We start from the raw sequence: 24038 nt of genomic DNA on the forward strand, positions 1-24038 counted from the left end.
TCAGTTAGCGCGCCTCAAGTTCCTTGCCGCGGGTTTCCGGCAGGCTCAGGGCCGCGAGCACCACCACGCCGTAGGACACCGCGGCAAAGCTGCCGATGGCCACGCTCAGGGGTACATGCTGGCTCAGCAGGCCGATCAGCAGCGGGAACAGCGCCGCCAGCGCCCGGCCGCTGTTGTAGCAGAACCCCTGGCCGGAACCGCGGATACGGGTGGGGAACAGCTCAGTGAGGAACGCCCCCATGCCGCTGAAAATGCCTGAAGCGAAGAAGCCCAGGGGAAAGCCCAGCCAGAGCATCACGGCATTGCTCACCGGCATTTGCGTATAGAGCAGGACAATGGTGAAAGAGCCGGCGGCGAACAGCACGAAGTTCTTCTTGCGGCCGAGAATATCCGTCAGGTAGGCGCTGATCACATAGCCCACGTAGGAGCCGGCGATCACCATGGCCAAGTAGCCGCCGGTACTGAGCACGCTCAAGCCGCGCTCGGTCTTCAGATAGGTCGGCAGCCAGAAGGTGATGGCGTAGTAACCACCCTGTGTCCCTGCCGCCAGCAAGGAGGCGCGCAGGGTGGTGCTGAGAATCCCCGGGGCGAAGATCTCGTAGAACCGCGCCGGGTTGCTTGGCGCTTCACGCGCCTTGGTTGCCCGGTAGACCTCGGGGTCCTTGACCAGGCGACGAACGAAGATCACGAAAATCGCCGGCAGGATGCCCAGCAGAAACAGCCCGCGCCAGGCGTCCTCCGGCGGCAGCAAGGAGAACAGCAGCGCATACAGCAGCGCCGTCAGCCCCCAGCCCAGGGCCCAGCCGGACTGCACCATGCCCACCGCCTTGCCGCGATTCTTGGCGCGGATCACCTCACCGATCAGCACCGCCCCGGCGGTCCACTCGCCGCCGAATCCAAACCCCATCAAGGTACGGGCGATCAGCAACTGTTCGTAGTTCTGCGCAAGACCGCAGAGAAAGGTGAAGACGGCAAACCACAGCACCGTGAGTTGCAGGGTGCGTACCCGGCCGATGCGGTCGGAAAGAATCCCGGCGATCCAGCCTCCCAGGGCGGAGGCCAGCAAGGTACTGGTATGGATCAGGCCGGCTTCGGCGGAAGTGATGCCCCACAGCGCGATCAAGGTCGGGATCACGAAGCTGAGCATCTGGGTGTCCATGCCATCCAGGCCGTAACCTATCTTGCAGCTCCAGAATGTCCGGCGTTCCTGCTGGTTGATGTCCCGGTACCAGTCAAACGGGCCGGCGCGGCGCGGAGCCTTGGCGGCCAATGTTTCGGGCGCACTCATGGCGATCTCCAGGGTAGTGTTGTTGGTATTGTTCTGGGCCCCGACGACGCATATCGTGGGTTGGGCCATTCTTCGGTTCAGGCACAACCTGCGTCCAACTAATAAAAACCGCCCCAAGGCATAAGAAAAGTTGATCCCATGAATCTCAAGTTTCTCGAAACCTTCGTCTGGGTGGCGCGGCTCAAGAGCTTCAGCCTGACCGCGGAAAAACTCTTCACCACCCAGGCGGCCATCTCCAGCCGTATCGCGGTGCTGGAAGGCGAACTGGGGGTGAAGCTGTTCCTGCGGGACTCGCGGGGCGTCAGCCTGACCCCGCAAGGGCTCAAGGTGCTGGAGCACGCCGAGCAGATGCTCGACACCCTGCAGGTGCTGAAACAGTCCATCGAGGCGCCGTCGAGCAAGGTCGGGCGGATTCGCATCGGGGTCATGGATACGGTGATCCACACCTGGCTCAGCCCCCTGGTGGCGGAAATGATGGATCACTACCCGCAAGTGGAAATCGAACTGGTGGCCGACACCTCGCTGAATCTCTGCGACCAGCTGCAAAAAGGCTTTCTCGACCTGGTGCTGCAGACCGACTTGCTGCGCCAGGAAAGCATCCGCAGCCGGGAGCTGGCCAGCCACCCGGTGGGCTGGATTGCCGCCAGCAACTCGATCTACAACCGCGACTACGCCAATCTCGCCGAGCTGGCCCGGGAGCGGATCATCACCTATTCGAAGAACTCCCTGCCCCACCAGCAGGTACTGAGCCTGATGCAGGCCAACGGGGTGCCGGCGCCACGGCTCAATTGCGTCAACTCGGTGTCGGCCATCACCCGCCTGCTCAGGGACGGCTTCGGGATTGGCGCCCTGCCGCCGGTGCTGGTCCGCGAAGAGCTGGCCCGTGGCGAACTGACCCTGCTGGCCATCGACCAGCGCCCGCCCAACCTGCAGGTGGTGGTGTCGTGGCGCGTGGGCGTGGAACTGGTGGAGGATATCGTGGAGCTGTGCCAGCGCGTGGTGCAGCGCTATGGGCAGAAGGTCGGCGAGGATCAGCTGGTACTGATCGCCCCCCAGTAAACATCGCCATCACCCCCCTCGTAGGAGCTGGCTTGCCAGCGAGAAGGCGATCTGTAGCCAGACGCAGGCTTACAGGCCCCTTCGCTGGCAAGCGGGCTCCTACAGATGTGGAGTGAAGGCACCTACTGGCAGTCAGAGGCCCTTGAGGTCACGTTCTTCGATGGGACGGCTCTGGCGCAAACGCCGCCCGCCCAGGACCACCCAGTCGATCAGGCGGTACAGGCACTCCAGTCCAAAGGACAGCAGCATGGCGCCGCTCATGCCCCAGATCATCGCTTCCGGGGTCAGCAGGATCTGGTAGCTGTAGCCGTCCCAGGTTTCCTTGCGGATATCCGGGTCGGCTGCCAGGACCACTTGCAACAGGCGGATGTACCACGGGCCCTGCATCGCCTGGTATTGCTTGTCCAGGGCCAGCTGACGATGGAGCAAACCGCTCAAGCTTTCGGCATCGCTGCGAAACACCGGGTCTTCGCTGGCCCGGTAATGGGCCACCAGCGCATTCAGATCGCCCTTGAAGAACTGCTGCGCGGTGCCCTGGAAGCCCCGCAGGCTGTTCTGCGACTCAATCAAGTGGGCTTCCACGCGCTTGGCGTAGTCGCTGATGAAACCCGGCACTTGCACACCGATCAACAGGCCGGCGGCGAACAACACCAGCCGCAGATAACTGAGCAACATAGAGATGTCCTTATTCGGTCTGGCCGTGGCTGACGCATTCACCGCGCCGCCACAGGCTCCATTGGCCCGGCTGATAGCGGGTCCAGGTTTCGTTTTCGGTCAGAGGTTCGGTGGCGATCACCGTCACAACGTCGTTGGGGGTGGTTTCCGCCTGGAAGTCGACAATCACATCGACATCCTTGAGCCGGGCCGGGCCGAACGGCGCGCGCCGGGTGATCTGCGCCAGCTTGGTGGAGCAGAAGCAGAACAGCCAGTCACCGTCGCTGAGCAAGCCGTTGAACACGCCCTTGCTGCGGTATTCGCTACAGGCCTGGATCAGGGTCGGCAGCAGTTGCTCGACCTCCACCGGTTCTGGAAAGGCTTCGCGCACCCGGTTGAGCAAGTCACAGAAGGCCGCCTCGCTGTCGGTATCGCCCACCGGACGATAGAAGCTGGTCTGGGGCTGGAAGTCCGCCAACTGGCCGTTATGGGCGAAGCACCAGTTGCGGCCCCAGAGTTCACGGACAAAGGGATGGGTGTTGGCCAGACAGACCTTGCCGACGTTGGCCTGGCGGATGTGGCCGATGACCACTTCGCTCTTGATCGGGTAGCGCTGCACCAGGTTGGCCACTTCCGACTCGCTGCTGGCCGCCGGATCCTGGAACAGCCGCAGGCCGCGGCCCTCGTAGAAGGCGATGCCCCAACCGTCGCGATGGGGGCCGGTGCGGCCGCCGCGCTGCATCAGCCCGGTAAAGCTGAAGACGATATCGGTCGGTACATTGGCGCTCATGCCCAATAACTCACACATGCTCGGACTCTCGCTGCAATGCCGGGGCCAGGTTACAGACGCGGCTCGACCCGCGTGTTCAGGGGGGTGCCCGCAGCTGGCGGACGACCATAACGGTCATTGCCGGCGCCACCAAAGGGCTGGTCATCCTCGACTTCGGCAGCCTTGGCCGCGGCTTGCGCCGCTTCATTGCGCTGGCGGCGTTCATTGGCGGCACGCTCGATGGGCCAGCGGATCAGCACGAACAGCAGGTACACGCCAAAGGCGATCATGCCGTACATGAACAGATCGGACACCGCGCGCCAGGCGTTGTTGCCGACCTTGAAGGCCATATCCAGGGCAGTGATAGCCACCGCCGGGGCAAATTTTTCCTTGACCGGGTCGATGATGGTGGGACTGAACAGCAGCACCGCCACCAGTACTCGCAGCGGCTCGCGCAGCCAGCGCCACATCCAGCGGGTCAGGCGCATCCACACCAGCAGGCAGCCCAAGGCGGCAAAGGCGTAAAGGCCCCAGGCGATCAGATAGTCGTTCTCGGTCATGGTGTCCATGGCAAGGCAGGCAAAGAGGCGCTTATGATAACGACTTTTCCCGTGTCAGGCTGCACCGCCGTCTGCCAAGCCCTCATTTGTCTTCGTTCGAGAGCCACCCATGCCCCTACCCGCCAACGACAGCAGCGCCCCGATTGCCCACAAGGCCGAAGGCGCTGACCCGTATGCCTGGCTGCAGGAACGCGACACCGACGCGGTGCTCGACTACCTGAACGCTGAAAACAGCTACCAGGAAGCCCGGCTGGCCCACCAGGCGCCCCTGCGCGAGACACTGTTCCAGGAGATCAAGGGCCGGATCCTCGAGACCGACCTGTCCCTGCCCTCGCCCTGGGGCCCGTACCTGTATTACACCCGCACCACCGCCGGTGACGAATACGCCCGGCACTACCGCTGCCCGCGCCCGGCGGACGACAGCCTGACGGTGGACGAAAGCCGCGAACAGCTGCTGCTGGACCCCAATGCCCTGGCCAACGGAGGCTTCTTCTCCCTCGGTGCCTTCAGCATCAGCCCCGACCACCAGCGCCTGGCCTACAGCCTCGACACCACCGGCGAGGAAATCTACACCCTGTTCATCAAGGAGCTGTCCAACGGCAAGGTCAGCGAGCTGTCCTTCGACAACTGCGACGGCAGCATGACCTGGGCCAACGACAGCCTGACCCTGTTCTTCGGCGAGCTGGACGACACTCACCGCCCGCACAAACTGTTCCGCTACCGCCTGGACGGCACAGCCGCCGAGGAAGTGTTCCACGAGCCGGACGGACGCTTCTTCCTGCACTGCTACCGCTCAAGCTCCGAGCGCCAATTGCTGCTGTCCCTGGGCAGCAAGACCACCGGCGAAACCTGGGCCCTGGATGCCGCGCAGCCGCAGTTGCCGTTCACCTGCCTGGCGCCACGGGTCGAAGGCCATGAATACGATGTCGATCACGGTCAACTCGACGGCCAGTGGACCTGGTTCATCCGCAGCAACCGTGAGGGCATCAACTTCGCCCTCTACCAGGCTGCGGACGAAGGCGTTATCCCCGAGGAAAGCGACTGGCAACTGCTGGTCCCGCACAACCCCGAGGTGATGCTCGACGGCGTGACCCTCAATGCCGGCGCCATGACCCTGAGCCTGCGCGAAGGCGGCCTGCCGATCATCGAAGTGCATCCCCAGGACCTGCCCGTGTATCGCGTGCAACTGCCGGACGCGGCCTACAGCCTGCACGTGCACAACAGCCTGGAGTTTTCCAGCGATCGCATCCGCCTGCGCTACGAGGCGCTGAATCGCCCGGCCCAGGTACGCCAGCTGCAACTGGCCGACGGTCAACAGCAGGTGCTCAAGGAAACCCCGGTGCTGGGCCCCTTCGACGCCGATGCCTACGTCAGCCAGCGCCTCTGGGCCACCGCGGCCGACGGTACCCAGGTGCCCATCAGCCTGGTGGTCAAGCGCGAGTGCCTGGGCCAACCGACACCGCTGTACCTGTATGGCTACGGCGCCTATGGCGAGAGCCTCGATCCCTGGTTCTCCCATGCCCGCCTGAGCCTGCTCGATCGCGGCGTGGCCTTTGCCATCGCCCATGTGCGCGGCGGTGGCGAGCTGGGGGAAGCCTGGTATCGCGCCGGCAAGCAGGAACACAAACAGAACACCTTCAGCGACTTCATCGCCTGCGCCGAGCACCTGATCGCCCAGGGCCTGACCAGCGCCCAGCAACTGGCCATCAGCGGTGGCAGTGCCGGCGGCCTGTTGATCGGCGCCGTGCTCAACCAGCGACCCGAACTGTTCCGGGCGGCCATCGCCGAAGTACCCTTCGTCGACGTGCTCAACACCATGCTCGACCCGGAACTGCCACTGACCGTCACCGAGTATGACGAATGGGGCAATCCCGAGGAGCCTGAGGTCTATGAGCGGATCAAGGCCTACGCCCCCTACGAGAATGTCCGGGCCCAGGCCTACCCGGCGACCCTGGTGATCGCCGGCTACAACGACAGTCGCGTGCAGTACTGGGAAGCCGCCAAATGGGTGGCCAAACTGCGCGCAACCAAGACCGACGACAACCTGCTGCTGCTCAAGACCGAACTGGGCGCCGGTCATGGCGGCATGAGCGGCCGTTACCAGGGATTACGTGACGTAGCCCTCGAATATGCCTTTATCCTGAACATTCTGGGCCTGGACTGAGGAACTCTCGGCGGCGCTCCTGTCTTAACCCTGGACCGCCGCCGGCAACCGCCGGACCGGGCCTGCGCCCGTGCAACAGACACAAGAAAAAGACCCTGATCCCATGTCTGAACCCACCTTACTGAACAACGAGATCCGCGACTGGCTGATGGACTGCGGCCTGTTCGACCAACTGCAGCCCGCCGACTTCAACGCGGCGGCCGGCTATTTCAGCATCAGCAGCATCGCCGAAGGCGAAGCGATCTTTCGTGAAGGCGATGCCGGCAGTTTCATGTGCATCATCCACAGCGGCCAGGTGGCCGTGCAAAAGAGCACCCTGGACGGCCAGCCGCTGACCATCGCCACCCTGCGCAGCGGCCGGGCCTTTGGCGAAATGGCGGTGCTCGATGGCGAGCGACGCTCGGCCACCTGCGTGGCGGCCAGTGATTGCCAGTTGCTCAACCTGGGCAAGGACTCCCTGGAGAAGATGCTCAACGATGCGCCGAAGATCGCCGCCAAGATCATCCGCGCCCTGGCTATTTCCCTGTCCAAGCGCCTGCGCATGGCCGACGGCCAGTTGCTCGCACAGCAGATCTAGGCTCCTTGCACCTTGGCCTTGTTGTCGTTCTGCTCCAGCCCCGGCAGGGTCTGATCCTTGGGCGGCTTGGGCATGTCGATGGGCGGCAGCAAGGGCGCACTGCCACTGCTGCCGGTTTTCGGCGTGCTGGGTGGGGTCACTTGCGGATAAGGCGTGGGGGTGGCCGTGCCCGGGGTGCCGAGGGTCGGCGTCGGGGTCACCACCGGGGCGCTTTGCGGCTCGTCGGCCAGGGCCGGGCCAGCACTGAGCGCCAGGGCGGCGGTCAGGGCGAGCGCCGCTTGGGCAATCACCGTTAGAATAGTGCGCTTCATCAATGGCTCCATTGCTATTGTCTGGCGTCAGGCTACTCCCAACCGGGAGCTTTTGCCTTCCTCAATGAGATCTCCATGAAACGTTTCGTACTGCTGGACACCACTGCGATTCCCGACAACGGCGGTGCCTTGTGCCTGTTCGAATACGGTGAGGATTTCGTCATCAAGATCCAGGGCGGCGACGGCGGCCAATTGATGAACACCCGCATGCACGGCTCCGAGGACGCCCTGGCGCAGATTCCCTGCAGCAAGGTCGCCGGGCGCCCGAACTCGCGGGTGCTGATCGGCGGCCTGGGCATGGGCTTCACCCTGGCCGCGGCCCTCAAGCACCTGGGCCAGAGCGCCGAGGTGGTGGTCGCCGAACTGGTGCCCGGGGTAGTGGAGTGGAACCGCGGCCCGCTCGGGGAAAAGTCCGGCCGGCCGCTGCTGGACCCGCGCACGGTGATCCGCCTGGAAGACGTGGCCAAGGTCCTGCAGGCCGAGCCCCAGGGCTTCGACGCGATCATGCTCGACGTCGACAACGGCCCCGAAGGCCTGACCCAGAAAGCCAACAGTTGGCTCTACTCCAGCGCCGGCCTGGCCGCCTGTGCCCGCGCTCTGCGGCCCAAGGGCATTCTTGCGGTGTGGTCGGCCAGCGCCGACCAGAAGTTCTCCGAGCGCCTGCGCAAGGCCGGCTTCAAGGCCGAGGAAGTGCAGGTGTACGCTCACGGCAATCGCGGCACCCGGCATACCATCTGGATTGCCGAGAAGCTCAAGGCCTGAGCTAAACTTTGTCCATTACCGTCATTAGTCCTTCTACAAAGGTGAACCCATGAGTTCGTCCACTCCCCCGTCCAACACCGCCAAGCTGGACCGTATCCTTGCCGACGCCCAGCGCGACCGGGAAATGGGCTACCGCGACAAGGCGCTGAAGATGTACCCCCACGTCTGCGGCCGCTGCGCCCGGGAGTTTTCCGGCAAGCGCCTGAGCGAGCTGACCGTGCACCACCGCGATCACAACCACGACAACAACCCCCAGGACGGTTCCAACTGGGAACTCTTGTGCCTGTACTGCCATGACAACGAGCACTCGCGCTACACCGACCAGCAGTACTTCGGCGAAGGCTCCCTGAGCACCCCGAAAATTGCCAAGGCGACCCACAACCCGTTTGCCGCCCTGGCCGGGTTGATGAAGAAAGACGACGAGTAAGCTTTTCGCGGGCCAGCCGCCCGGCTTGCCCGCGAACCGCCGAGCACCCCGCCACACCCCGCACAATCCCCGTATAATCGCGCTCTTTTCCCCCAAGGCTCCTCGCTCGTGGCAAACAAAAGGTACAGCTGCATCGGTTTGTATAACCCCAAGTCACCGGAGAATGTCGGTTCGGTGATGCGCGCCGCCGGCTGCTATGGCGTCGCCTCGGTGTTCTACACCGGCAAGCGCTATGAACGTGCCCGCGACTTCGTCACCGACACCAAGAAGGTCCACCAGGACATTCCCCTGATCGGCATCGACGACCTGAAGAAAATCCTCCCCCTGGGCTGCATCCCGGTGGCCGTGGAACTGGTGGAAGGCGCCCGTGCGCTGCCGGAATACACCCACCCGGACCGTGCGCTGTACATCTTCGGTCCGGAAGACGGCTCCCTCGACAAGGAGATCCGCGACTGGTGCGAAGACGTGGTCTACATCCCCACCACCGGCTGCATGAACCTGGCGGCCACGGTCAACGTGGTGCTCTACGATCGCCTGGCCAAAGGCAACAACACCCGCTCCGGTCCGAAGTACTGAAAACCCGTCGATCAATCCCCGGGAACCAGCGACGCCCTGGTGCAGTCAGCTTTGTATCCCACACCGCCCTTGGAGACAGAGCATGAGCGAGCGCAAACAGCTGCAAACGATCGAAGCCACACCCTTGCCGAGCCAACCGACCCAGAACGTCCAGGGCTGGGAGCGCATCGGCTCCCTGGCCGGTGGCGTGGTGATGATGGGCAAGGGCCTACGCCGCGGCGGCGTGTTCGGCCTGATTCAAGTCGCCATCGGTGGCGTGGCCTTGGCCCGGGGGATTACCGGACATAGCTCGGCGAAAAGCCTGCTGCACAAGAGCCGCCAGGACATGCACAACGTGCGCAGCAAGATCGAGCGCGCCGGGGAAGAACTGCGCACTCTGAAGGCCAATGCCGAAGCGGCCAGCCGCCATGCCAAGGCGGCCAGCAATGATGAAGTGAAGACGCCCAAGGCTTGAGGCGAAGGCGTTCCTGCGGATCCCCTGCGCGGGCAAGGGTCAATGCAGCAGGCTGGTGTCCAGGACCTTGGACGATTCGCCCAGCACGTTTTCACTGAGCTGGATGAACTCGGCGGTGCTGACGCTTTCCAGGCGCATCGCCGCTTGCAGTACGTCGTCCAGGGAACGCTTGTTGCGGGTCTTGAGGCGGATTTCCCGATCCAGCTCCTGCAACAGCAGCACGGCCTTGGCCACGGTGGCACTGTCTACCTGCTCGCCCCGCAGGCTGTCGACCTTGTGACTGTCCCGGACCAGGCGCTTGTGCAGCACCTGATAGCGCTCGTCACTGATGCCACCGGCCCGGCGCAACAGTTCGATGCCGTAGTACTGCGCCAGCCCCTCGCTGATCCAGTCGCTGCCCTGGCTGTCGTTGATCCGCGACAGTGACTGCACCAGTTCCCGCAACAACGGGCTGCTGCCGCTCTCGCTGACCAGGGGCAGGCGGCTATGGAGGAACAGCGAGTCACGCCCCGCCAGACTGCCGCGCCACATCGGATCGGCCGCACCAACGATCAACAGCTTGCCGGGCTGACGCGGGAACACCGCCTGTACTTGCGGCCAGACAAAGGTCAACAGGGTCAGCACGTCCATGCGGCGCATGCCCTGGCCCAGGGGCGACACCACGCTGACTTCGGTTGCTCCCAGACGCGTACGGCGGCTGCCCAGGTTGCCGGCCAGCATCCAGCCCGCGGGACGGTCGAACAGTCGCGAGGGATTGTCGATGCGGAAGCGATTCTTGCCGATACGCGGCCAGGCGGTTTCGATGCTTTTCCAACCGGCCGGCAAATCGAAGTCCAGGCGCGCCACCAGTTCGACGCCATCTTGTTGATCAAGCCTGGCCGGGGGCACCAGGGTCTCGCCGCGCAACAGCGCCCAGTTGGCGCTGCTGCGGCTGTCGTAGCTGCCCTTCTTGATGCTGTGACTCAGGCGCACCCTGTAGCTGAGGCTGGCCTTGCCGCTGGCCGGACGCCAGACACCGCGCTGGCCACCGGCATCCGCCGCCCCGGCCTGCCATTGGCCGTCGGCCTTGAAGTCGCTGTAGTCGCCGTCACGCCCCAGGTCGAAGTCCAGGCTGCGCAAGGCCGAGCCCTCGGCCAGGGTCAGGCGCACCTCGGCCTGATCGCTCTGGGGCAGGAAACGCACGTGATAATCCAGATCGACTTTCTTCGCCGCAAAGGCCGATACGCTCAATGCCAGCATTGCAGCGGCCAGCGCCAGTTTCGCCCCCACCCTCATACACACTCCTTTCCTGGGTAACCTGGTTCTGCAGCCAACGCGGCGAATCCTCAGCCGGCGCGGAAAATCAGATGATCCTCCCAGTCCTCTTCCGCCACGCTGCCTTCGGCCAGCATGCGCCCGGACTGGGAAATACGTTCGTGGTGCACCGCATCGCGATCGCCGCACACCAGGTGGTGCCAGAGCGGCAGGTCCTTGCCTTCGCTCACCAGGCGGTAGCCGCAGGTGGGTGGCAGCCACTTGAATTCGTCGGCCTTGCCCGGGGTCAGTTGGATGCAGTCGGGCACCGACGCCCGGCGATTGGGGTAGTCGCTGCACTGGCAGGTTTTCAGGTCCAGCAGTTTGCAGGCGATGCGCGTGTAATAGACGCTGTTGTCGTCCTCGTCCTCAAGCTTTTGCAGGCAGCACAGACCGCAGCCATCGCACAACGACTCCCATTCGTCCTGGTCGAGCTGTTCGAGGGTTTTGCGTATCCAGAAAGGTTCGACTTTGGCGGCCATGGCTCAAGCATCAGTATCCGAGGGTGAAAAGGCCGCCAGTCTAGTGCCGAAGGCCCGGCGGGCCAAGCGCTTACGACTGTCGGTAGGCCGGGGCTTGTCAGCAGCAGGCCCGCACAGTAGCTTTGCGCCTCGGACCACCCCGCGCCCGAGTGCCATTAACGCTCGACCGCGTTGCACCCGGCAAACCGCACGGGGTCAGGAATACCCCTTCGCTCAGCTGATCTGCGCTTGCCGGTTTATTCCACCCTTCTCACTTGCTGCCAGGAGTTTTTCCATGAGCGCCAATCCTCGCGTTGCCGATTACGCCATCCACCCGCAGTTCACTCAGCGCTGGTCGCCACGGGCCTTCACTGGCGAAACCATCCCTGAAGAAACCCTGCTGAGCTTCTTCGAAGCCGCGCGCTGGGCGCCTTCGGCCTACAACTCGCAACCCTGGCGCTTTCTCTATGCCCGACGCGATACGCCGAACTGGGAGCGTTTCCTCGGCCTGCTCAACGAATTCAACCGTGGCTGGGCGCAACATGCCTCGGCCCTGGTGATCGTGATGTCCAAGACCACCTTCACCGCCCCCGGCGCCACGGAAGAAAGCCCGGCCCTGTGGCACACCTTCGACACCGGCTCGGCCTGGGGCCACCTGGCACTGCAGGCCAGCCTCAGCGGCTGGCACACCCACGGCATGGCCGGCTTCGACCAGGAACTGACCCGCAAGGAGCTGAAGATTCCCGAAGGCTATGCACTGCACGCAGCGATAGCGGTGGGCAAGCTGGGAGACAAGTCGACCCTGGCCGACTACCTGCAGGCCCGTGAAGAGCCGAGCCCGCGCCGTCCATTGAGCGAGACCGTGGCCGAAGGCGATTTCAGCCTCTAAAGCCGCGATCGTCTCTGTAGGAGCGAGCTGGCTCGCGAAGCCCTGAAGGCCGCCGCGCTTGCCTGGCAAGCGCGGCTTTGGCGAGCCAGCTCGCTCCTACGATCAGGCACGTTTCAGTAGCCGCGAGCGAAATCCACTTCGCCGCGCAAGGCCTGCTTGGCCTGGTAGGCCCGCAGGTTGTCGACGAACAACTGCACCATGAGTTCCGGCGAGGTCGGCGCCGAGCTGTGGCCCGTCAGCAGCAAGCCCCAGGCCGTCCAGAACGGATGCCGTTGCGGCAAGGGTTCCTGGCGGCAGACATCAATCACCGCCCCCGCCAGATGCCCATCCTTGAGGGCCTGCACCAAGTCGCCATCGACCACGGAAACACCCCGGCCCACATTGATGAACAGCCCCGTGGACTTGAATTGCTTGAACAGCGCCGCGTCATACAGGTCGTGGGTACTTGGGGTGTTGGGCAGCAGATTGACCACATAATCCACCTCCCCCACCAAGCGTCCCAGGTCTTCCAGGCCAGCCACTTCGATAAAGGGGGCCTGCTCCCGCGCCTGGCTGGCGATGCCGTACAGCTTCACGCCAAAGGGCAGCAGAAATTGCGCCACGCTCTGGCCGATGTCGCCGGTGCCGACGATCAGCACCTTGCGCCCCACCAGGCTCTGGCCCAGGCGGTTGTCCCACTTGCGCTCCACCTGGCTGACCAGCCGCGCCAGCACTTCGCGCTCATGGCCGAGGATGTAGGTGAGCACGTACTCGGCCATCACCTGGCCGAAGATGCCCACCGCCCGGGTCAGGCGGTAATGCCGGGGCAGACCGTCGGCCAGCAACGGGGTGATACCGGCCCAGGTGGATTGCAGCCACTGGGGCTGATGGCCCTGACGCAGCAGGGTCGCCAGCAGGTCCGGCTGGCCCAGCCAGACCGGGCAATCGGCCGCCAGCCGCGACAGTTCGGCGGAATCGCCGCTGGTCAGCACTTCCAGCTCCGGAGCCGCCTGACGCAACAGGCGGGCATAAACAGCGTGATCGTGTTCGGCAATCAGAACGCGCATGGTTCAAACCTTAAAAAACGGTGCAGGCCGCCGCCGACGGAGCATTGCTCCATCGATCAAGGCGGTGGCCAGGTCAGTCAATTGCATTTCACAGCGGCTCGGGACCGAGCCTCTAGAGGTCAGACCGGATCATTGCGGCGCAGCAACTCTTCGGGCAAGTGCTCGATGTACTCGTCTTCCGCCGGCGGCATCTGCAAGTGATAGCCCTGCTTTTCGAGGTTCTCCAGCACCTGGTGGATGTCCTCCCGGGACAGCTTGCGCTCCGGGGTCAGTACCAGGTCGAAGGCATGTTGCGGCTTGCCGAAAGCCAGCAGCAGGTTTTCCGGCACGCGTTCCAGGGCCTCGCTTTTCAGGACGTAGAGGTACATCTCGTTCTTGCGCGGGCTTTTATAGATGGAGCAGATACGTTTCAAGGCTGTTCTCCGGCGGTGGCCAGGCTGTCCAGCAGCGCCTGGCCCATCAATTCGCGGCGCCAGCCACGCAGCGAATCAGGCAATTGGTAAGGCCCGTTGGGGTAGCCGCTCTTGAGCAGGCTCTCCAGGGTTTTCTTGCGCAGCATGACTTCCGGGGCGATGCCCAGACGCTCGGCCTCGGCCTGCCCCACTGCCTTGAGGCGCTTGAGCAGGGCCGCGGCTTCGATCGGCAACGGCTCGGGTACGGCCGGCGGCCATTGATCCGGGCCAAGGGCCGCGGTGCGCTTGATCAGGTCGAGGAGAAACTCGCCGTCCTGACGCACGGTACGCGGGTGCATGTCTTCGATCTTGGCCAGCGCCGCCAGCGTATCGGGCTGGGTCTTGGCCAGGGGCCAGAGGGCGTGTTCACGCACGATGCGGTTGCGCGGCAAGTCCCGGGCACGGGCTTCACGCTCGCGCCAGGCACAGAGCTCACGCAGCACCGCCAACTGGGCACGGGAGAGTTTCCAGGCCAGCTTGGCCTCGCGATAAACCTCGTTGGGGTCCACTTCGCGGCGCAGGTTGGCCACCAGCTCGGCGCCGTCTTCCAGCACCCAGCGGTACTTGTCCTCGGACAGCTTCGGCCGCAGCTCGGTGAACACCTGGGCCAGATGCACGGCATCTTCAGCGGCGTAACTGACCTGGGTTTCCGAGAGCGGACGCTGCAGCCAGTCGGAGCGGGTCTCGCCCTTGGGCAGTTCGATGCCCAGGACTTCCTGCACCAGGCGCGAATAGCCCATGGAAAAGCCCAGGTTCAGGTAGGCAGCCGCCAGTTGCGTGTCGAACAAAGGCGCCGGCAGACTGCCGGTCAGGCGCAGCAGGACCTCGAGGTCCTCACTGCAGGCATGCACCACCTTGACCACCGCCGGGTTCTCCAGCAGGGCCGCCAGGGGCTTCCAGTTGTCGATGGTCAAAGGATCAATCAGGTAAGCGCGTTGCCCATCGCCGATCTGCAACAGGGCGGCGATGGGATAGAAAGTGTCGACCCGCATGAATTCGGTATCGAGGGCGACGAATGGCAACTGCTGCCACTCGGCGCAAAACTGACCGAGGCTATCGTTGTCGCGAATCCAGTGTATATCGATGGCCACACGGCTCTCCCTTGAAGAATGGCGCGCAGTATATATCGCCTCCGGCGATTTCTGAGCATTCACCCGACAAGAGCAAGTGCGAAACCTTATGCCGGACGGCAAGAATAGTCCGAGAGTCGCAATCGGGTTCTGTACGAAAGCTCGCCGAGTGAAGATCAGGCCAGGCAAAAATAGGCGAGCAAGCGGCGTGTAGGGGCCTACATGAGCATTGCGAGCCTGTTTCTAAGTAGCACCGAAGGCGCGCAGTGCGCGGCATGGTCGAAACGCAGGCAGTGTTCGTGCAGAACCTAGCTGGGTTTTCTAAGGACATAGACCCGCGCCACCCCGCAGCCGGGCAGAAAATCCTGCTGGCTCACGACCTCGAAACCGGCCTGCTTGAACTCGCCTTCCAACTGTCCCCTGCCGATCGCCAGTGACGCCGCGGACTCTCCCCACGCAGTGGCCAGGTGCTTGAACAACGGCTCGACCCGGGTCGCGAGGATCACCGAATCACGGCTGACCCGATGAAACTCCCGCAGCAGCGCCAGGCGATCCTCGCTGCGGGTCACATGGGCAAACAGTTGCATGCAGATGATGCTGTCCACCGCATTGGCCGACAGACCGATGTCGAACGCCGAGCTGTGCAAGGTCTTGACCCGTTGCAGCAGACTGGCCGGGTGATGGGTCTGGGCATGATTGAGCATGTCCTGAGACGGGTCCGACGCCAGGATCACCCGGTTGCCATGTTCGGCCAGCACCGGCCAGTAGCGCCCGGCACCACAGGCCACATCCAGGATCAGTCCCGGCTCGCCGGCTACTTTCAGGGCGTGGCGTACCAGGCGCACCGTGCGCCACAGCGCCAGGCGCGCGGCAAGCCCGGCAGGCCGGGGCTCGCCGCAGACCCGGGCGTGCTCCTGATCATAGCGCCGGGCGAACTCCAGCTCGATGGATGGTGGGGGATGGGACGACATGACTGGCGAACTCTTGTAGGTATCCAGAAGCCACAGGTTAACCAGTCGTTCGTGAAAAAAAGGTCGAAAGCCCTCGAGCGGTTTTGTCCAGGCGGGGCACCAGGCCACCCTTGCCCGACCCAGGGCCGATGCCAATAATGCTTCGGCACCGCGTCCCGCCCTTCACTTCAAGGAACGACCCATGCTGCCCCGCCTCTTGCTCTGCACTCTGCTCGGCCTCAGTGCCCCCGCCCTCAGCTTCGCCCAGGACCCGACCTCCCATCTGGACCGGGTGCTCGAACGTGGCCACCTCACGGTCTGCACCACCGGCGACTACAAGCCCTACAGCTACCTGCGCGACGATGGCCACTACGAGGGCATCGACATCGACATGGCCGAATCCCTGGCGAAAAGCCTCGGGGTCCGGGTGAAGTGGATCAATACCACCTGGAAGACCCTGATGGCGGACTTCCAGAGCCAGCAATGCGATATCGCCGTCGGGGGTATTTCCGTTTCTCTGGAGCGGCAGAAAAAAGCCTTCTTCAGCCAGCCCCTGGGGATTGACGGCAAGATTCCCCTGGTGCGCTGCCAGGACCTCAAGCGCTATGCAACCCTGGAGCAGATCAACCAGCCCTCGGTGCGCCTGATCGAACCACCGGGTGGCACCAACGAAGTCTTCGCCCGGGCCCATGTGCCCAAGGCCGAGCTGATCCTGTTCGCCGACAACGTGAAAATCTTCGATCAGTTGCTGACCAAGCAGGCCGACGTGATGATCACCGACGCCTCGGAGGCGCGCTTCCAGCAGAAGCACAAGCCGGGGCTGTGCGCGGTCAACCCCGAGCGCTACCTGCAATACAGCGAGAAGGCCTTTCTCCTGCCTCGGGATGACATGGCCTGGAAAAGCTATGTCGACCAGTGGCTGCACCTGAGCAAGGCCACCGGCGCCTATGAGCAGGTGGTGAATCAGTGGCTGGCGGCGCCGTAGTCCTGGTCCAGCAGCATCTGCCGAAAGGCCTGGCAAGCGGCGCTGCGATAGGCGCCCCGACGTTCCAGCAGCACCACGCTGCGGGGCGCCGGGGGTGATTGCAAGGCCAATGCCCGCAAGCCCGGCTGCTCGCGGGCGATGGCACTCGGAAGCAGGGTCGCCAACGGCCCGCGCCGCACGATCTCGACAATCCCACTCACCGAATTGGCCTCGATGGCGATACGCGGCGCAATGCCCTGTTGCCGGCAATACAGGTCGATATGCTGGCGCGTGGCAAAGTCGGCGCTGAGCAGCACCAGGGAATGACGAGCCAGGGCCGAGGCACTCAAGGGTTGCTGGCCCTGCTGCGGATAGTGCAGACCGACCATCAGGCTCAGGGTTTCGGTGAACAGCGGCTGGCTGTGGATATCCGCCAGGTGCTCGCCGGCAAAGGCGATCCCCAGGTCCAGGCGATCCTCGGCCAGGGCTGCTTCCAGGCGATCCTGGGTCATTTCCTCAAGGCTCAGGTCGATCCCCGGGTACTGCTGGTTGAAGCGGCTGAGCAAGGGGCCGGTGAGGTAGGCAGTGAACGTCGGGGTCAGCGCCAGGCGCAGTGAACCGCGACTCAGGTCCTGCACATCATGGATCGCCCGCTTGGCCGCCTGCAGGTCCTGCAGGGCGCGGCGCGCATAGACGACATAGGCCTGACCGGCATCGGTGAGACGCACGCTGCGTCCGGAGCGGTCGAACAACGGCGTGCCCAGGGACTCCTCCAGCTGTTTGATCTGTTGCGACAAGGTCGGCTGGGAAACATGCAGCGCCTCGGCGGCACGGGTGAAATTGCAATGCTCGGCCACGGCCAGCAGGTAACGGATATGACGCAAGAGCATGACGGCTCCAACTATAGGCAGGACTTATGGAAAGCATAATAAACCGGTCTTGGACGCTATAGCCGAACACTTCCATCCTTGCCCCATCAGCGACGCAAGGAGACTCCCATGCAGAACATCATCGACGGCTTCCTCAAGTTCCAGCGCGAGGCCTTTGTGCAACGCAGCGAGCTGTTCAGGCAGTTGGCCAACAAGCAGAGCCCCGGCACCCTGTTCGTCACCTGCTCCGACAGTCGGGTCGTTCCCGAGCTTCTGACCCAGCAGGAGCCCGGCGACCTGTTCGTGATTCGCAACGCCGGCAACATCGTCCCCAGCTACGGCCCGGAACCCGGCGGTGTGTCGGCCACCGTGGAATACGCGGTAGCGGTGCTGGGGGTGAGTGACATCGTCATCTGCGGCCATTCCGACTGCGGCGCAATGACCGCCATCTCCACCTGCAAATGCCTCGATCACCTGCCCGCCGTGGCCAACTGGCTGCGCCACGCCGAGTCGGCCAAGGTGATCAACGCCGCCCGCCAGCATGCCTCCCCCGCCGAGCACCTGGACGCCCTGGTGCGCGACAACGTGATCGCCCAGTTGGCGAACCTCAAGACTCATCCTTCGGTGGCCCTGGCCCTGGAACAGGGCCGGCTGAACCTGCACGGCTGGGTGTATGACATCGAGCGCGGCGCCATCGCCGCCCTCGACGGCACCAGCCAGCGCTTTGTCTCCCTGACCGAACACCCGCAGACCTGCGCCCTAGCCAGCCAAGCTTCAACCGCTGCCTGAACAACCCCTTTCATCCCCCCAAGAGGAACAGACCCATGCTGCAATCTCAATTCGCCCAAGCTCCACGCCTGGCCCTGGCCGACACCATCATCGACGCCAAGGCGCGCAAGAACCTGTCGTGGCAGGACCTTGCCGACGGTACCGGGCTGAGCCTGGCCTTCGTCACCGCCGCTCTGCTGGGCCAGCATGCCCTGCCCGCTGCTGCTGCCGATCAGGTATGCGAAAAACTCGGCCTGGACCAGGACGCCAGCCGCCTGCTGCAGAGCATTCCCCTGCGGGGCAGCATCGCCGGCGGCATCCCCACCGACCCGACCGTCTACCGTTTCTATGAAATGCTCCAGGTCTACGGCTCGACCCTCAAGGCCCTGGTGCACGAGCAGTTCGGCGACGGCATCATCAGCGCCATCAACTTCAAGCTGGACATCAAGAAAGTCGAGGACCCGGAAGGTGGTTCCCGTGCGGTAATCACCCTGGACGGCAAGTACCTGCCAACCAAACCGTTCTGATCCACCCTGCCTAGTCGCCGCCGCTGCAGGCGGCGCCGGGTCGCAACGAGTCACCGGGCCTTACCGATAAACCGCGGCGCCCGGTTTGCCCCGTCCTGTGCACCGAATCGCAGCCTATGGCAGCGGTTACAGGTCCGCAGTGATATTTAGTTTTTAAATAACACTGCGGACTTTCTGATTTGCCCCTACTGTCCCCCTCGCCGCCTAATCAGCCCCTGTTCCTTGAAGGTCTGGTTATGGAAAACGTTCGTGCAAGTTCCCGTCCCGCGCTCTGGCTGATGGTCAGCGTGGTCCTGGTGGCCCTCAACCTGCGGCCGTCGATGGCCGCCGTCGGCCCTCTGCTGTCGGGCATCCGTAGCGATGTCCCCCTGAGTTTCAGCCTGGCGTCGCTGCTGACCATGTTGCCGGTCATGGCCATGGGCCTGGCGATGTTCTTCGGCATGGCCATCAGTCAGCGCCTGGGCGAACACCGCACGGTGGTCCTGTCCTTGCTGATCATCGGGCTGGCCACGGTCTCGCGGTTGTTCATGGACTCGGCGGCGGAGCTGATTCTCAGCGCCGTGCTGGCCGGTGTCGGCATCGCCCTGATCCAGGCGCTGATGCCGGCCCTGATCAAGTCGCGTTTTGCCGATAACGTCTCGCTGTTCATGGGCCTGTATGTCACCTCGATCATGGGCGGCGCGGCCATCGCGGCGTCCTTCGCCCCACTGGTGATGAACCACAGCGGCAGCTGGCGCCTGGCCCTGGCGATCTGGGCCGGCCTGGCCCTGCTGGCCCTGGTGTTCTGGTCCGCCCAGCGCCTTTCACTGCCTAGCCTGCCGGCCGCCGGCGGCAGGCGTGAGTCCTTCAGCGGCAATCGCCGGGCCTGGCTGCTGGCGGTGTTCTTCGGTCTTGGCACCGCGTCCTACACCTGCGTGCTGGCGTGGCTGGCGCCCTACTACGTGGAGAACGGCTGGAGCGAACAGAACGCCGGCCTGCTGCTGGGCTTTCTCACCGCCATGGAAGTGATTTCCGGGCTGGTCACCCCGGCCATCGCCAACCGCAGCCAGGATCGGCGCCGAGTGCTGGTGGCCCTGCTGGTGCTGATCATCGCCGGCTTTTGCGGCCTGATCCTCAGCCCGCAACACCTGAGCCTGCTCTGGCCGTGCCTGCTGGGCCTGGGCATTGGCGGACTGTTTCCCATGAGCCTGATCGTGTCCCTGGACCACTTGCCCGACCCGCGCCGGGCCGGCGGCCTGACCGCGTTCGTGCAGGGTATCGGTTACCTGATCGCCGGCCTGTCACCGCTGCTGGCGGGGATGATCCGCGACCAGTTGGGCAGTTTCGAATGGGCCTGGTGGTCACTGACGGCAGTGATGGGGGTGATGATCCTCATGGTGCTGCGCTTCGACCCTCGGCATTACGCCCGGCACATCCGCTGAGCATCGGCCCGGGAGGCCTGCATGAACCCTGTGAGTTTCACCCAAGCCAACCTCGGCATGCTGCTCTGGGCAGCGCTGATCGCCGCCTCGTTCTTCGCGGCCGCCCAGGTCAGCCAGGCCATCGATCCGGTGCTGCTGACCGCCCTGCGCCTGTTGTTCTCGGCACTGATGTTCGTGCCCCTGCTGTGGTTTAAGGGCGCTGCGGCGCCGACCCGGGCCGGATTGGGCGCCCACGCGGTACTGGGCCTGCTGCTGGCGCTGTACTTTGGCTCGCTGTTCGAAGCCCTGCGCTACACCTCGGCGGTCAACACCGGGACTCTGTTCACCCTGGTGCCACTGCTGACCCTGGCGTTCGAAGGCTGGCTGCTGCCCGGCGGCAGCCAGCAACGCCGCCTGCTGCCGATGCTGGTGGCCGGCGCCGGGGCTTTGCTGTTGGTGCTCAAGGGGGGCGCGCCGGGGCAGTTGCCCTCCCTGTATGCCATGGCGGTCTATGCCCTGGGCTGCCTGGCCATGGCGGCCTATTCGCCCCTCAGCCAGCGCTTCAAGGCTCGCAGCCTGCAAGGCCGCAGCCCGGCCGCCATGACGTTCTGGAACATGCTCTTCGGTGCGCTGTTCCTGTTTGCCGCCAGCCTGGTCAGCGGCGGCTGGCGCAGCGCCGCCCTGCTCGGCAGCCACGACCTGCTGTGGCTGCTGTACCTGGCCCTGTTCGCCACCCTGGCGACCTTCTGGTTGTTGCACCGGGCCATTGGCGTCATCGCCCCGTCCACGGTGATTTCCTACATCTACCTGAGCACCCTGTTCCTCACCCTGTTCCACTGGTTGTGGCTGGGCCAGCGTCCGCTCCTGGGAGAAGGGCTCGGTGCTCTGCTGGTGGCCCTGGGCATGTTCGGTCTGGTGCGCGGCAGCCGTCACGGGGCGGCCATGGCCTGAAATGACCCTGAGACAGGGGACATTATTCTGCGAGAAACTGCGCAGGTCGTGTTATCGGAATTTAATGTCCGGATGCTGTCCGCGAATCCCCACACCGGGCATTTGATTAGGACGATCGTTCCGCTAGCATCGACCCGGTTTGTGCGCCACCGGCGCCAGGTGCTCAGCGGGATGGAACAGATGCTCATCAGCAACGTGCTCAGAAAACTCGACATGCAGGACCTGATGGTCTTTATCGCGGTGTACGAGCAAAGCAGTGTCACCGGGGTATCGGAAACCCTGTGCGTCAGTCAGTCGACTGTCAGCTACTGCCTGAAGAAACTGCGCAACGGCTTCGAGGACGAGCTGTTCATCAATACCCGCACCGGCATGCGCCCGACCTACAAGGCCACCAGCATGTACAGCCACGTGCTGAAGATCCTGGAAAGCATCAACCTGTGCCACAGCGGCGTACCGGCCTTCGATCCGACCCGCCAGGCCGTGACCTTCAACCTCTGCGCCCCGGAATACTTCGAGCTGCTGATCCTGCCGCGCCTGCTCAAGGGGTTCGACTACGCCGACCTGCCGGTGACGGTCAATGTGCAGAAGCTTGAGAGCGACATTCCTGCCGAGGAGCTGCGTGACGGCAGCATTGACCTGGTGATCTGCTTTGGTCCGAACTTCCATCGCAGCCATGCCGACTTCAAGTCGCAGATGCTGCTGGAGGACGACCTGGTGTGCGTCTTCGACAAGCGCGCCACGCCGCCCAGGGAGCCGCGTTTCAGCCTGCAATCGTTCATCGAACGGCGCCACGTTTTTCCTACGCCCTGGACGTCGGACAGCAACATGGTGGATGGCTGGCTGGCCCGCCAGGCGCACAAGCGGCAGATCGTCGCCCGCTCCAACAGCTACAGCGCAGCGCTGAAAATGATCACCGGCACCGACTTCATCCTGACCCTGCCACGACGCATCCAGGCCTTGCTGGCCAACGAAGCGGTGTTCAACCATTGCGAGGCCCCCAGCGGCCTGCCGGGGTTCACCCTGGACATGCAATGGAACCAGAACACCGATCAGGACAGCGCGCAGACCTGGTTCCGCGAACAAGTGGTCAAGGTCTGCGCCGAACCGGGCCTGCTTTAGGCCCAGCCCCCATCAGAGACCGACAGCCGCCTTGCTGTAGGACGCGCGGTCGATGTCGATGATCTCCACGCACAACTGCACCGCCAGCTCAGCCGGCCAGGGCGCCAGGTCCTGCAGCAGGGCCAGCAGGCTCTCGGACAATTGCTTCTTGATCTCCGGCGAGCGGCCGCTGAGCAGGGCCAACTTGACGTGGACAAAGGCCCGCTCCCCCAGACCGGTACCAACCCGGAACGACTCGACCTTCACTGCCCGGCTCTTGATATCGAACTCATCGGCAAACTGCCCGGAGGCCACCAGCCCGTGATTGAGCCGCAGCAGCGCCTTGTCGACGTCCAGCTGGGGCAGGTTGGCGGTGTATTCCATATGCAGGTGCGGCATGGCAGAACTCCTGGTCTGTCAGGGGGAAAAGGCGCTCCATACTACACAAGCCCCGCCCCCGCGCCTGCATTATCCGCCGGCCTCATTGCCCCGCTGTCGCTGTCCGCTCGCGCAGGGCCAGGGTTTCCCAGGCGGCCACGAGCACCATCACCAAGGTGGTCAGGCTGCCCAGGGCCAGAGCGGAAAACAGCTGATTCCAGGCGGCCGGCAACAACAGCAACAGCACCGCGAGCCCGGCAAGGTGCGACAGCGGCGGTAACGGCCGATCGTTCATCACCCACTTGAACAGGGCGCAGCCCAAGAGGAACAGCCAGGGACCACCGACTATCACCAGCACCCCGGCCTGGCTGGCGTGTTCCGGATGCATCAGCACCAGCTCATCGGCCACGGCACTGACAATGATCCCGGCCACGATCAGCAGATGCAGATAGGTGTAGGCGATGCGCGCCTGACGCCCCGGGTCGTCGGAATGAGCGATACGGTGGTGGGCACGCTCGGCGCCACTGTCGAAATACACCCACCACATGGCGATACTGCCCAGCACCGCCACCACGAACCCCAGCAGACCCTGGGCGCTGGTGGTCAGCTCGGCGAAGGTGGCACCGGTCACCAGCAGCGATTCTCCCAGGGCGATGATCACGAACAGGCCGCAGCGTTCGGCCATGTGATTGCCTTCCACATCCCAGTCGGCCAGGGTCGAACGCCCCAGCCCCGGCACCCAGAAATACAGCGACGGCGACAGCACTTCGATAGCCAGGGCCAGCCCCCACAAGGCCAGCCGCTGCGGGCCCTCCAGCAGGCCGCCGGTGATCCAGAACCCCCCCGAGAACGTCAGCCACAACAGGATGCGCTGGAAGTTGCGGGTCATGTTCACCGGCTCGCCGCGCACTGCCCAAAGGGCATAGGCGGTGCGGCCCACCTGCATGAACACATAGGCACCGGCGAACAGCAGGCCGCGCTCACCGAAGGCCTGGGGAATCGACGACGACAGCAGCAACCCCGCCACCATCAGCACGAACAACCCGAGGCGAATCGGCAGGGTTTCCGGGTCCAGCCAGTTGGTGATCCACGACGTGAAGATCCATACCCACCACACCGCCACCATCAGCAACGCCACCTGCAGCGCCCCGCCCAGAGACAGATGGGCCAGCAGGGAATGGGACAACTAGGTCACAGCGAACACGAACACCAGGTCGAAGAACAGCTCGACCATGCCAACCTTGCCGCTGTCGTGGCTGCCACGCCCACGCAACAGGGAACGGGAACGACTCATGGGCACACTCCACCGATCAATGTTTCA

General features: G+C 64.1%; 27 protein-coding genes and 1 pseudogene. 14 read left to right on the forward strand and 14 right to left on the reverse strand.

Translation table 11 applies throughout. The features are described from left to right. Positions 1-4: 4 nt before the first annotated feature. A complete protein-coding gene (locus Q8O96_RS10715; protein ID WP_305948774.1) occupies positions 5-1288 on the reverse strand; it encodes an MFS transporter in 1284 nt (427 codons plus the stop codon). 138 nt (positions 1289-1426) lie between these two features. On the opposite strand from Q8O96_RS10715, the gene Q8O96_RS10720 reads away from it, so the two are divergent. Continuing rightward, complete coding sequence (locus Q8O96_RS10720) at positions 1427-2347, forward strand: LysR family transcriptional regulator (protein ID WP_102861647.1); 921 nt, start codon at positions 1427-1429, stop codon at positions 2345-2347. Between the two features lie 132 nt (positions 2348-2479). Here Q8O96_RS10720 and Q8O96_RS10725 read toward each other — a convergent pair whose 3' ends face one another. From Q8O96_RS10725 to Q8O96_RS10735, 3 genes are read right to left on the reverse strand one after another with little or no spacing between them, the layout of a single operon-like run. Then, a complete protein-coding gene (locus Q8O96_RS10725; protein WP_305948775.1) occupies positions 2480-3022 on the reverse strand; it encodes a DUF2937 family protein in 543 nt (180 codons plus the stop codon). A 10-nt stretch (positions 3023-3032) separates the two neighbouring features. Then, positions 3033-3809, reverse strand: a complete 777-nt coding sequence (locus tag Q8O96_RS10730; protein ID WP_110595098.1) for a class II glutamine amidotransferase — start codon at positions 3807-3809, stop codon at positions 3033-3035. A 32-nt stretch (positions 3810-3841) separates the two neighbouring features. Next, positions 3842-4339: an MFS transporter gene (locus Q8O96_RS10735; protein WP_102861644.1), complete on the reverse strand. Its 498-nt coding sequence runs from the start codon at positions 4337-4339 to the stop codon at positions 3842-3844. A gap of 100 nt (positions 4340-4439) precedes the next feature. Here Q8O96_RS10735 and Q8O96_RS10740 point away from each other — a divergent pair, with 100 nt between their 5' ends. Together Q8O96_RS10740 and Q8O96_RS10745 are read left to right on the forward strand one after the other, a co-directional pair. Beyond that, positions 4440-6494: a S9 family peptidase gene (locus Q8O96_RS10740; protein ID WP_115581809.1), complete on the forward strand. Its 2055-nt coding sequence runs from the start codon at positions 4440-4442 to the stop codon at positions 6492-6494. A 103-nt stretch (positions 6495-6597) separates the two neighbouring features. Continuing rightward, positions 6598-7071: a cyclic nucleotide-binding domain-containing protein gene (locus tag Q8O96_RS10745; RefSeq protein ID WP_102861642.1), complete on the forward strand. Its 474-nt coding sequence runs from the start codon at positions 6598-6600 to the stop codon at positions 7069-7071. On the opposite strand, the gene Q8O96_RS10750 is transcribed toward Q8O96_RS10745, so the two are convergent. Next, complete coding sequence (locus Q8O96_RS10750) at positions 7068-7382, reverse strand: hypothetical protein (RefSeq protein WP_102861641.1); 315 nt, start codon at positions 7380-7382, stop codon at positions 7068-7070. The two genes, Q8O96_RS10745 and Q8O96_RS10750, sit on opposite strands and share 4 nt — an antisense overlap. A gap of 75 nt (positions 7383-7457) precedes the next feature. Here Q8O96_RS10750 and Q8O96_RS10755 point away from each other — a divergent pair, with 75 nt between their 5' ends. The 4 genes from Q8O96_RS10755 to Q8O96_RS10770 all read left to right on the forward strand — a co-directional run bounded on the left by Q8O96_RS10755 (position 7458) and on the right by Q8O96_RS10770 (position 9601). Next, complete coding sequence (locus Q8O96_RS10755; protein ID WP_102878749.1) at positions 7458-8144, forward strand: spermidine synthase; 687 nt, start codon at positions 7458-7460, stop codon at positions 8142-8144. Positions 8145-8193: 49 nt separating this feature from the next. Next, complete coding sequence (locus Q8O96_RS10760) at positions 8194-8571, forward strand: YajD family HNH nuclease (protein ID WP_102861639.1); 378 nt, start codon at positions 8194-8196, stop codon at positions 8569-8571. Between the two features lie 108 nt (positions 8572-8679). Further along, positions 8680-9147 (forward strand): RNA methyltransferase, encoded by a 468-nt coding sequence (locus Q8O96_RS10765; protein WP_102861638.1) that lies wholly within the window; start codon positions 8680-8682, stop codon positions 9145-9147. A gap of 82 nt (positions 9148-9229) precedes the next feature. Further along, the gene (locus Q8O96_RS10770) at positions 9230-9601 is read left to right on the forward strand and encodes a DUF2892 domain-containing protein (protein WP_115581808.1); all 372 of its coding nucleotides are present in this window, start codon (positions 9230-9232) and stop codon (positions 9599-9601) included. A 39-nt stretch (positions 9602-9640) separates the two neighbouring features. Here the strand turns inward: Q8O96_RS10770 and Q8O96_RS10775 are convergent, their stop codons facing one another. Together Q8O96_RS10775 and Q8O96_RS10780 are read right to left on the reverse strand one after the other, a co-directional pair. Continuing rightward, positions 9641-10876: a hypothetical protein gene (locus Q8O96_RS10775; protein WP_207167232.1), complete on the reverse strand. Its 1236-nt coding sequence runs from the start codon at positions 10874-10876 to the stop codon at positions 9641-9643. A gap of 50 nt (positions 10877-10926) precedes the next feature. Continuing rightward, on the reverse strand, positions 10927-11376 hold the full coding sequence (locus Q8O96_RS10780; RefSeq protein WP_102861635.1) for a YcgN family cysteine cluster protein: 450 nt from the start codon (positions 11374-11376) through the stop codon (positions 10927-10929). 274 nt (positions 11377-11650) lie between these two features. On the opposite strand from Q8O96_RS10780, the gene Q8O96_RS10785 reads away from it, so the two are divergent. After that, positions 11651-12244 carry a nitroreductase family protein gene (locus Q8O96_RS10785; RefSeq protein WP_250329268.1) on the forward strand — a complete coding sequence of 198 codons (594 nt, stop codon included), beginning with the start codon at positions 11651-11653 and terminating at the stop codon, positions 12242-12244. Between the two features lie 113 nt (positions 12245-12357). On the opposite strand, the gene Q8O96_RS10790 is transcribed toward Q8O96_RS10785, so the two are convergent. From Q8O96_RS10790 to Q8O96_RS10805, 4 genes are all read right to left on the reverse strand, one after another. Further along, complete coding sequence (locus Q8O96_RS10790; protein ID WP_102861633.1) at positions 12358-13290, reverse strand: D-2-hydroxyacid dehydrogenase; 933 nt, start codon at positions 13288-13290, stop codon at positions 12358-12360. Positions 13291-13409: 119 nt separating this feature from the next. Beyond that, a complete protein-coding gene (locus tag Q8O96_RS10795; RefSeq protein WP_016964446.1) occupies positions 13410-13703 on the reverse strand; it encodes a YcgL domain-containing protein in 294 nt (97 codons plus the stop codon). Further along, entirely contained in the window at positions 13700-14833 is a 1134-nt protein-coding gene (gene rnd / locus Q8O96_RS10800; protein WP_102861632.1) for a ribonuclease D, read from the reverse strand. The genes Q8O96_RS10795 and rnd overlap by 4 nt, the downstream gene beginning before the upstream one ends. Before the next feature lie 287 nt (positions 14834-15120). Then, complete coding sequence (locus Q8O96_RS10805) at positions 15121-15783, reverse strand: class I SAM-dependent methyltransferase (protein ID WP_102861631.1); 663 nt, start codon at positions 15781-15783, stop codon at positions 15121-15123. A 181-nt stretch (positions 15784-15964) separates the two neighbouring features. Between Q8O96_RS10805 and Q8O96_RS10810 the strand changes: the two genes are divergently transcribed. Then, positions 15965-16747 (forward strand): transporter substrate-binding domain-containing protein, encoded by a 783-nt coding sequence (locus tag Q8O96_RS10810; protein WP_102861630.1) that lies wholly within the window; start codon positions 15965-15967, stop codon positions 16745-16747. On the opposite strand, the gene cynR is transcribed toward Q8O96_RS10810, so the two are convergent. Further along, a complete protein-coding gene (cynR, locus tag Q8O96_RS10815) occupies positions 16726-17616 on the reverse strand; it encodes a transcriptional regulator CynR (RefSeq protein WP_207167231.1) in 891 nt (296 codons plus the stop codon). The two genes, Q8O96_RS10810 and cynR, sit on opposite strands and share 22 nt — an antisense overlap. Positions 17617-17724: 108 nt before the next feature. On the opposite strand from cynR, the gene Q8O96_RS10820 reads away from it, so the two are divergent. The 5 genes from Q8O96_RS10820 (at position 17725) to Q8O96_RS10840 (ending at position 22360) form a co-directional block, all read left to right on the forward strand. Then, entirely contained in the window at positions 17725-18384 is a 660-nt protein-coding gene (locus tag Q8O96_RS10820; protein ID WP_102861628.1) for a carbonic anhydrase, read from the forward strand. Positions 18385-18419: 35 nt separating this feature from the next. Further along, positions 18420-18890, forward strand: a complete 471-nt coding sequence (gene cynS, locus Q8O96_RS10825) for a cyanase (protein ID WP_102861627.1) — start codon at positions 18420-18422, stop codon at positions 18888-18890. A gap of 236 nt (positions 18891-19126) precedes the next feature. Next, a complete protein-coding gene (locus Q8O96_RS10830; RefSeq protein ID WP_305948776.1) occupies positions 19127-20311 on the forward strand; it encodes a cyanate transporter in 1185 nt (394 codons plus the stop codon). A gap of 21 nt (positions 20312-20332) precedes the next feature. Next, a complete protein-coding gene (locus Q8O96_RS10835; RefSeq protein WP_102861625.1) occupies positions 20333-21241 on the forward strand; it encodes a DMT family transporter in 909 nt (302 codons plus the stop codon). Between the two features lie 180 nt (positions 21242-21421). Beyond that, the gene (locus Q8O96_RS10840) at positions 21422-22360 is read left to right on the forward strand and encodes a LysR family transcriptional regulator (RefSeq protein ID WP_102861732.1); all 939 of its coding nucleotides are present in this window, start codon (positions 21422-21424) and stop codon (positions 22358-22360) included. 12 nt (positions 22361-22372) lie between these two features. On the opposite strand, the gene Q8O96_RS10845 is transcribed toward Q8O96_RS10840, so the two are convergent. Both Q8O96_RS10845 and Q8O96_RS10850 read right to left on the reverse strand, forming a co-directional pair. Beyond that, positions 22373-22738 carry a 5-carboxymethyl-2-hydroxymuconate Delta-isomerase gene (locus Q8O96_RS10845; protein WP_102861624.1) on the reverse strand — a complete coding sequence of 122 codons (366 nt, stop codon included), beginning with the start codon at positions 22736-22738 and terminating at the stop codon, positions 22373-22375. Between the two features lie 82 nt (positions 22739-22820). Next, a pseudogene (locus Q8O96_RS10850) lies at positions 22821-24011 on the reverse strand (low temperature requirement protein A). Positions 24012-24038 lie beyond the last annotated feature (27 nt).

The organism is Pseudomonas sp. LPH60 (assembly GCF_030718165.1).
In the GTDB taxonomy this organism is placed as follows: Bacteria; Pseudomonadota; Gammaproteobacteria; order Pseudomonadales; family Pseudomonadaceae; genus Aquipseudomonas; species Aquipseudomonas danubii.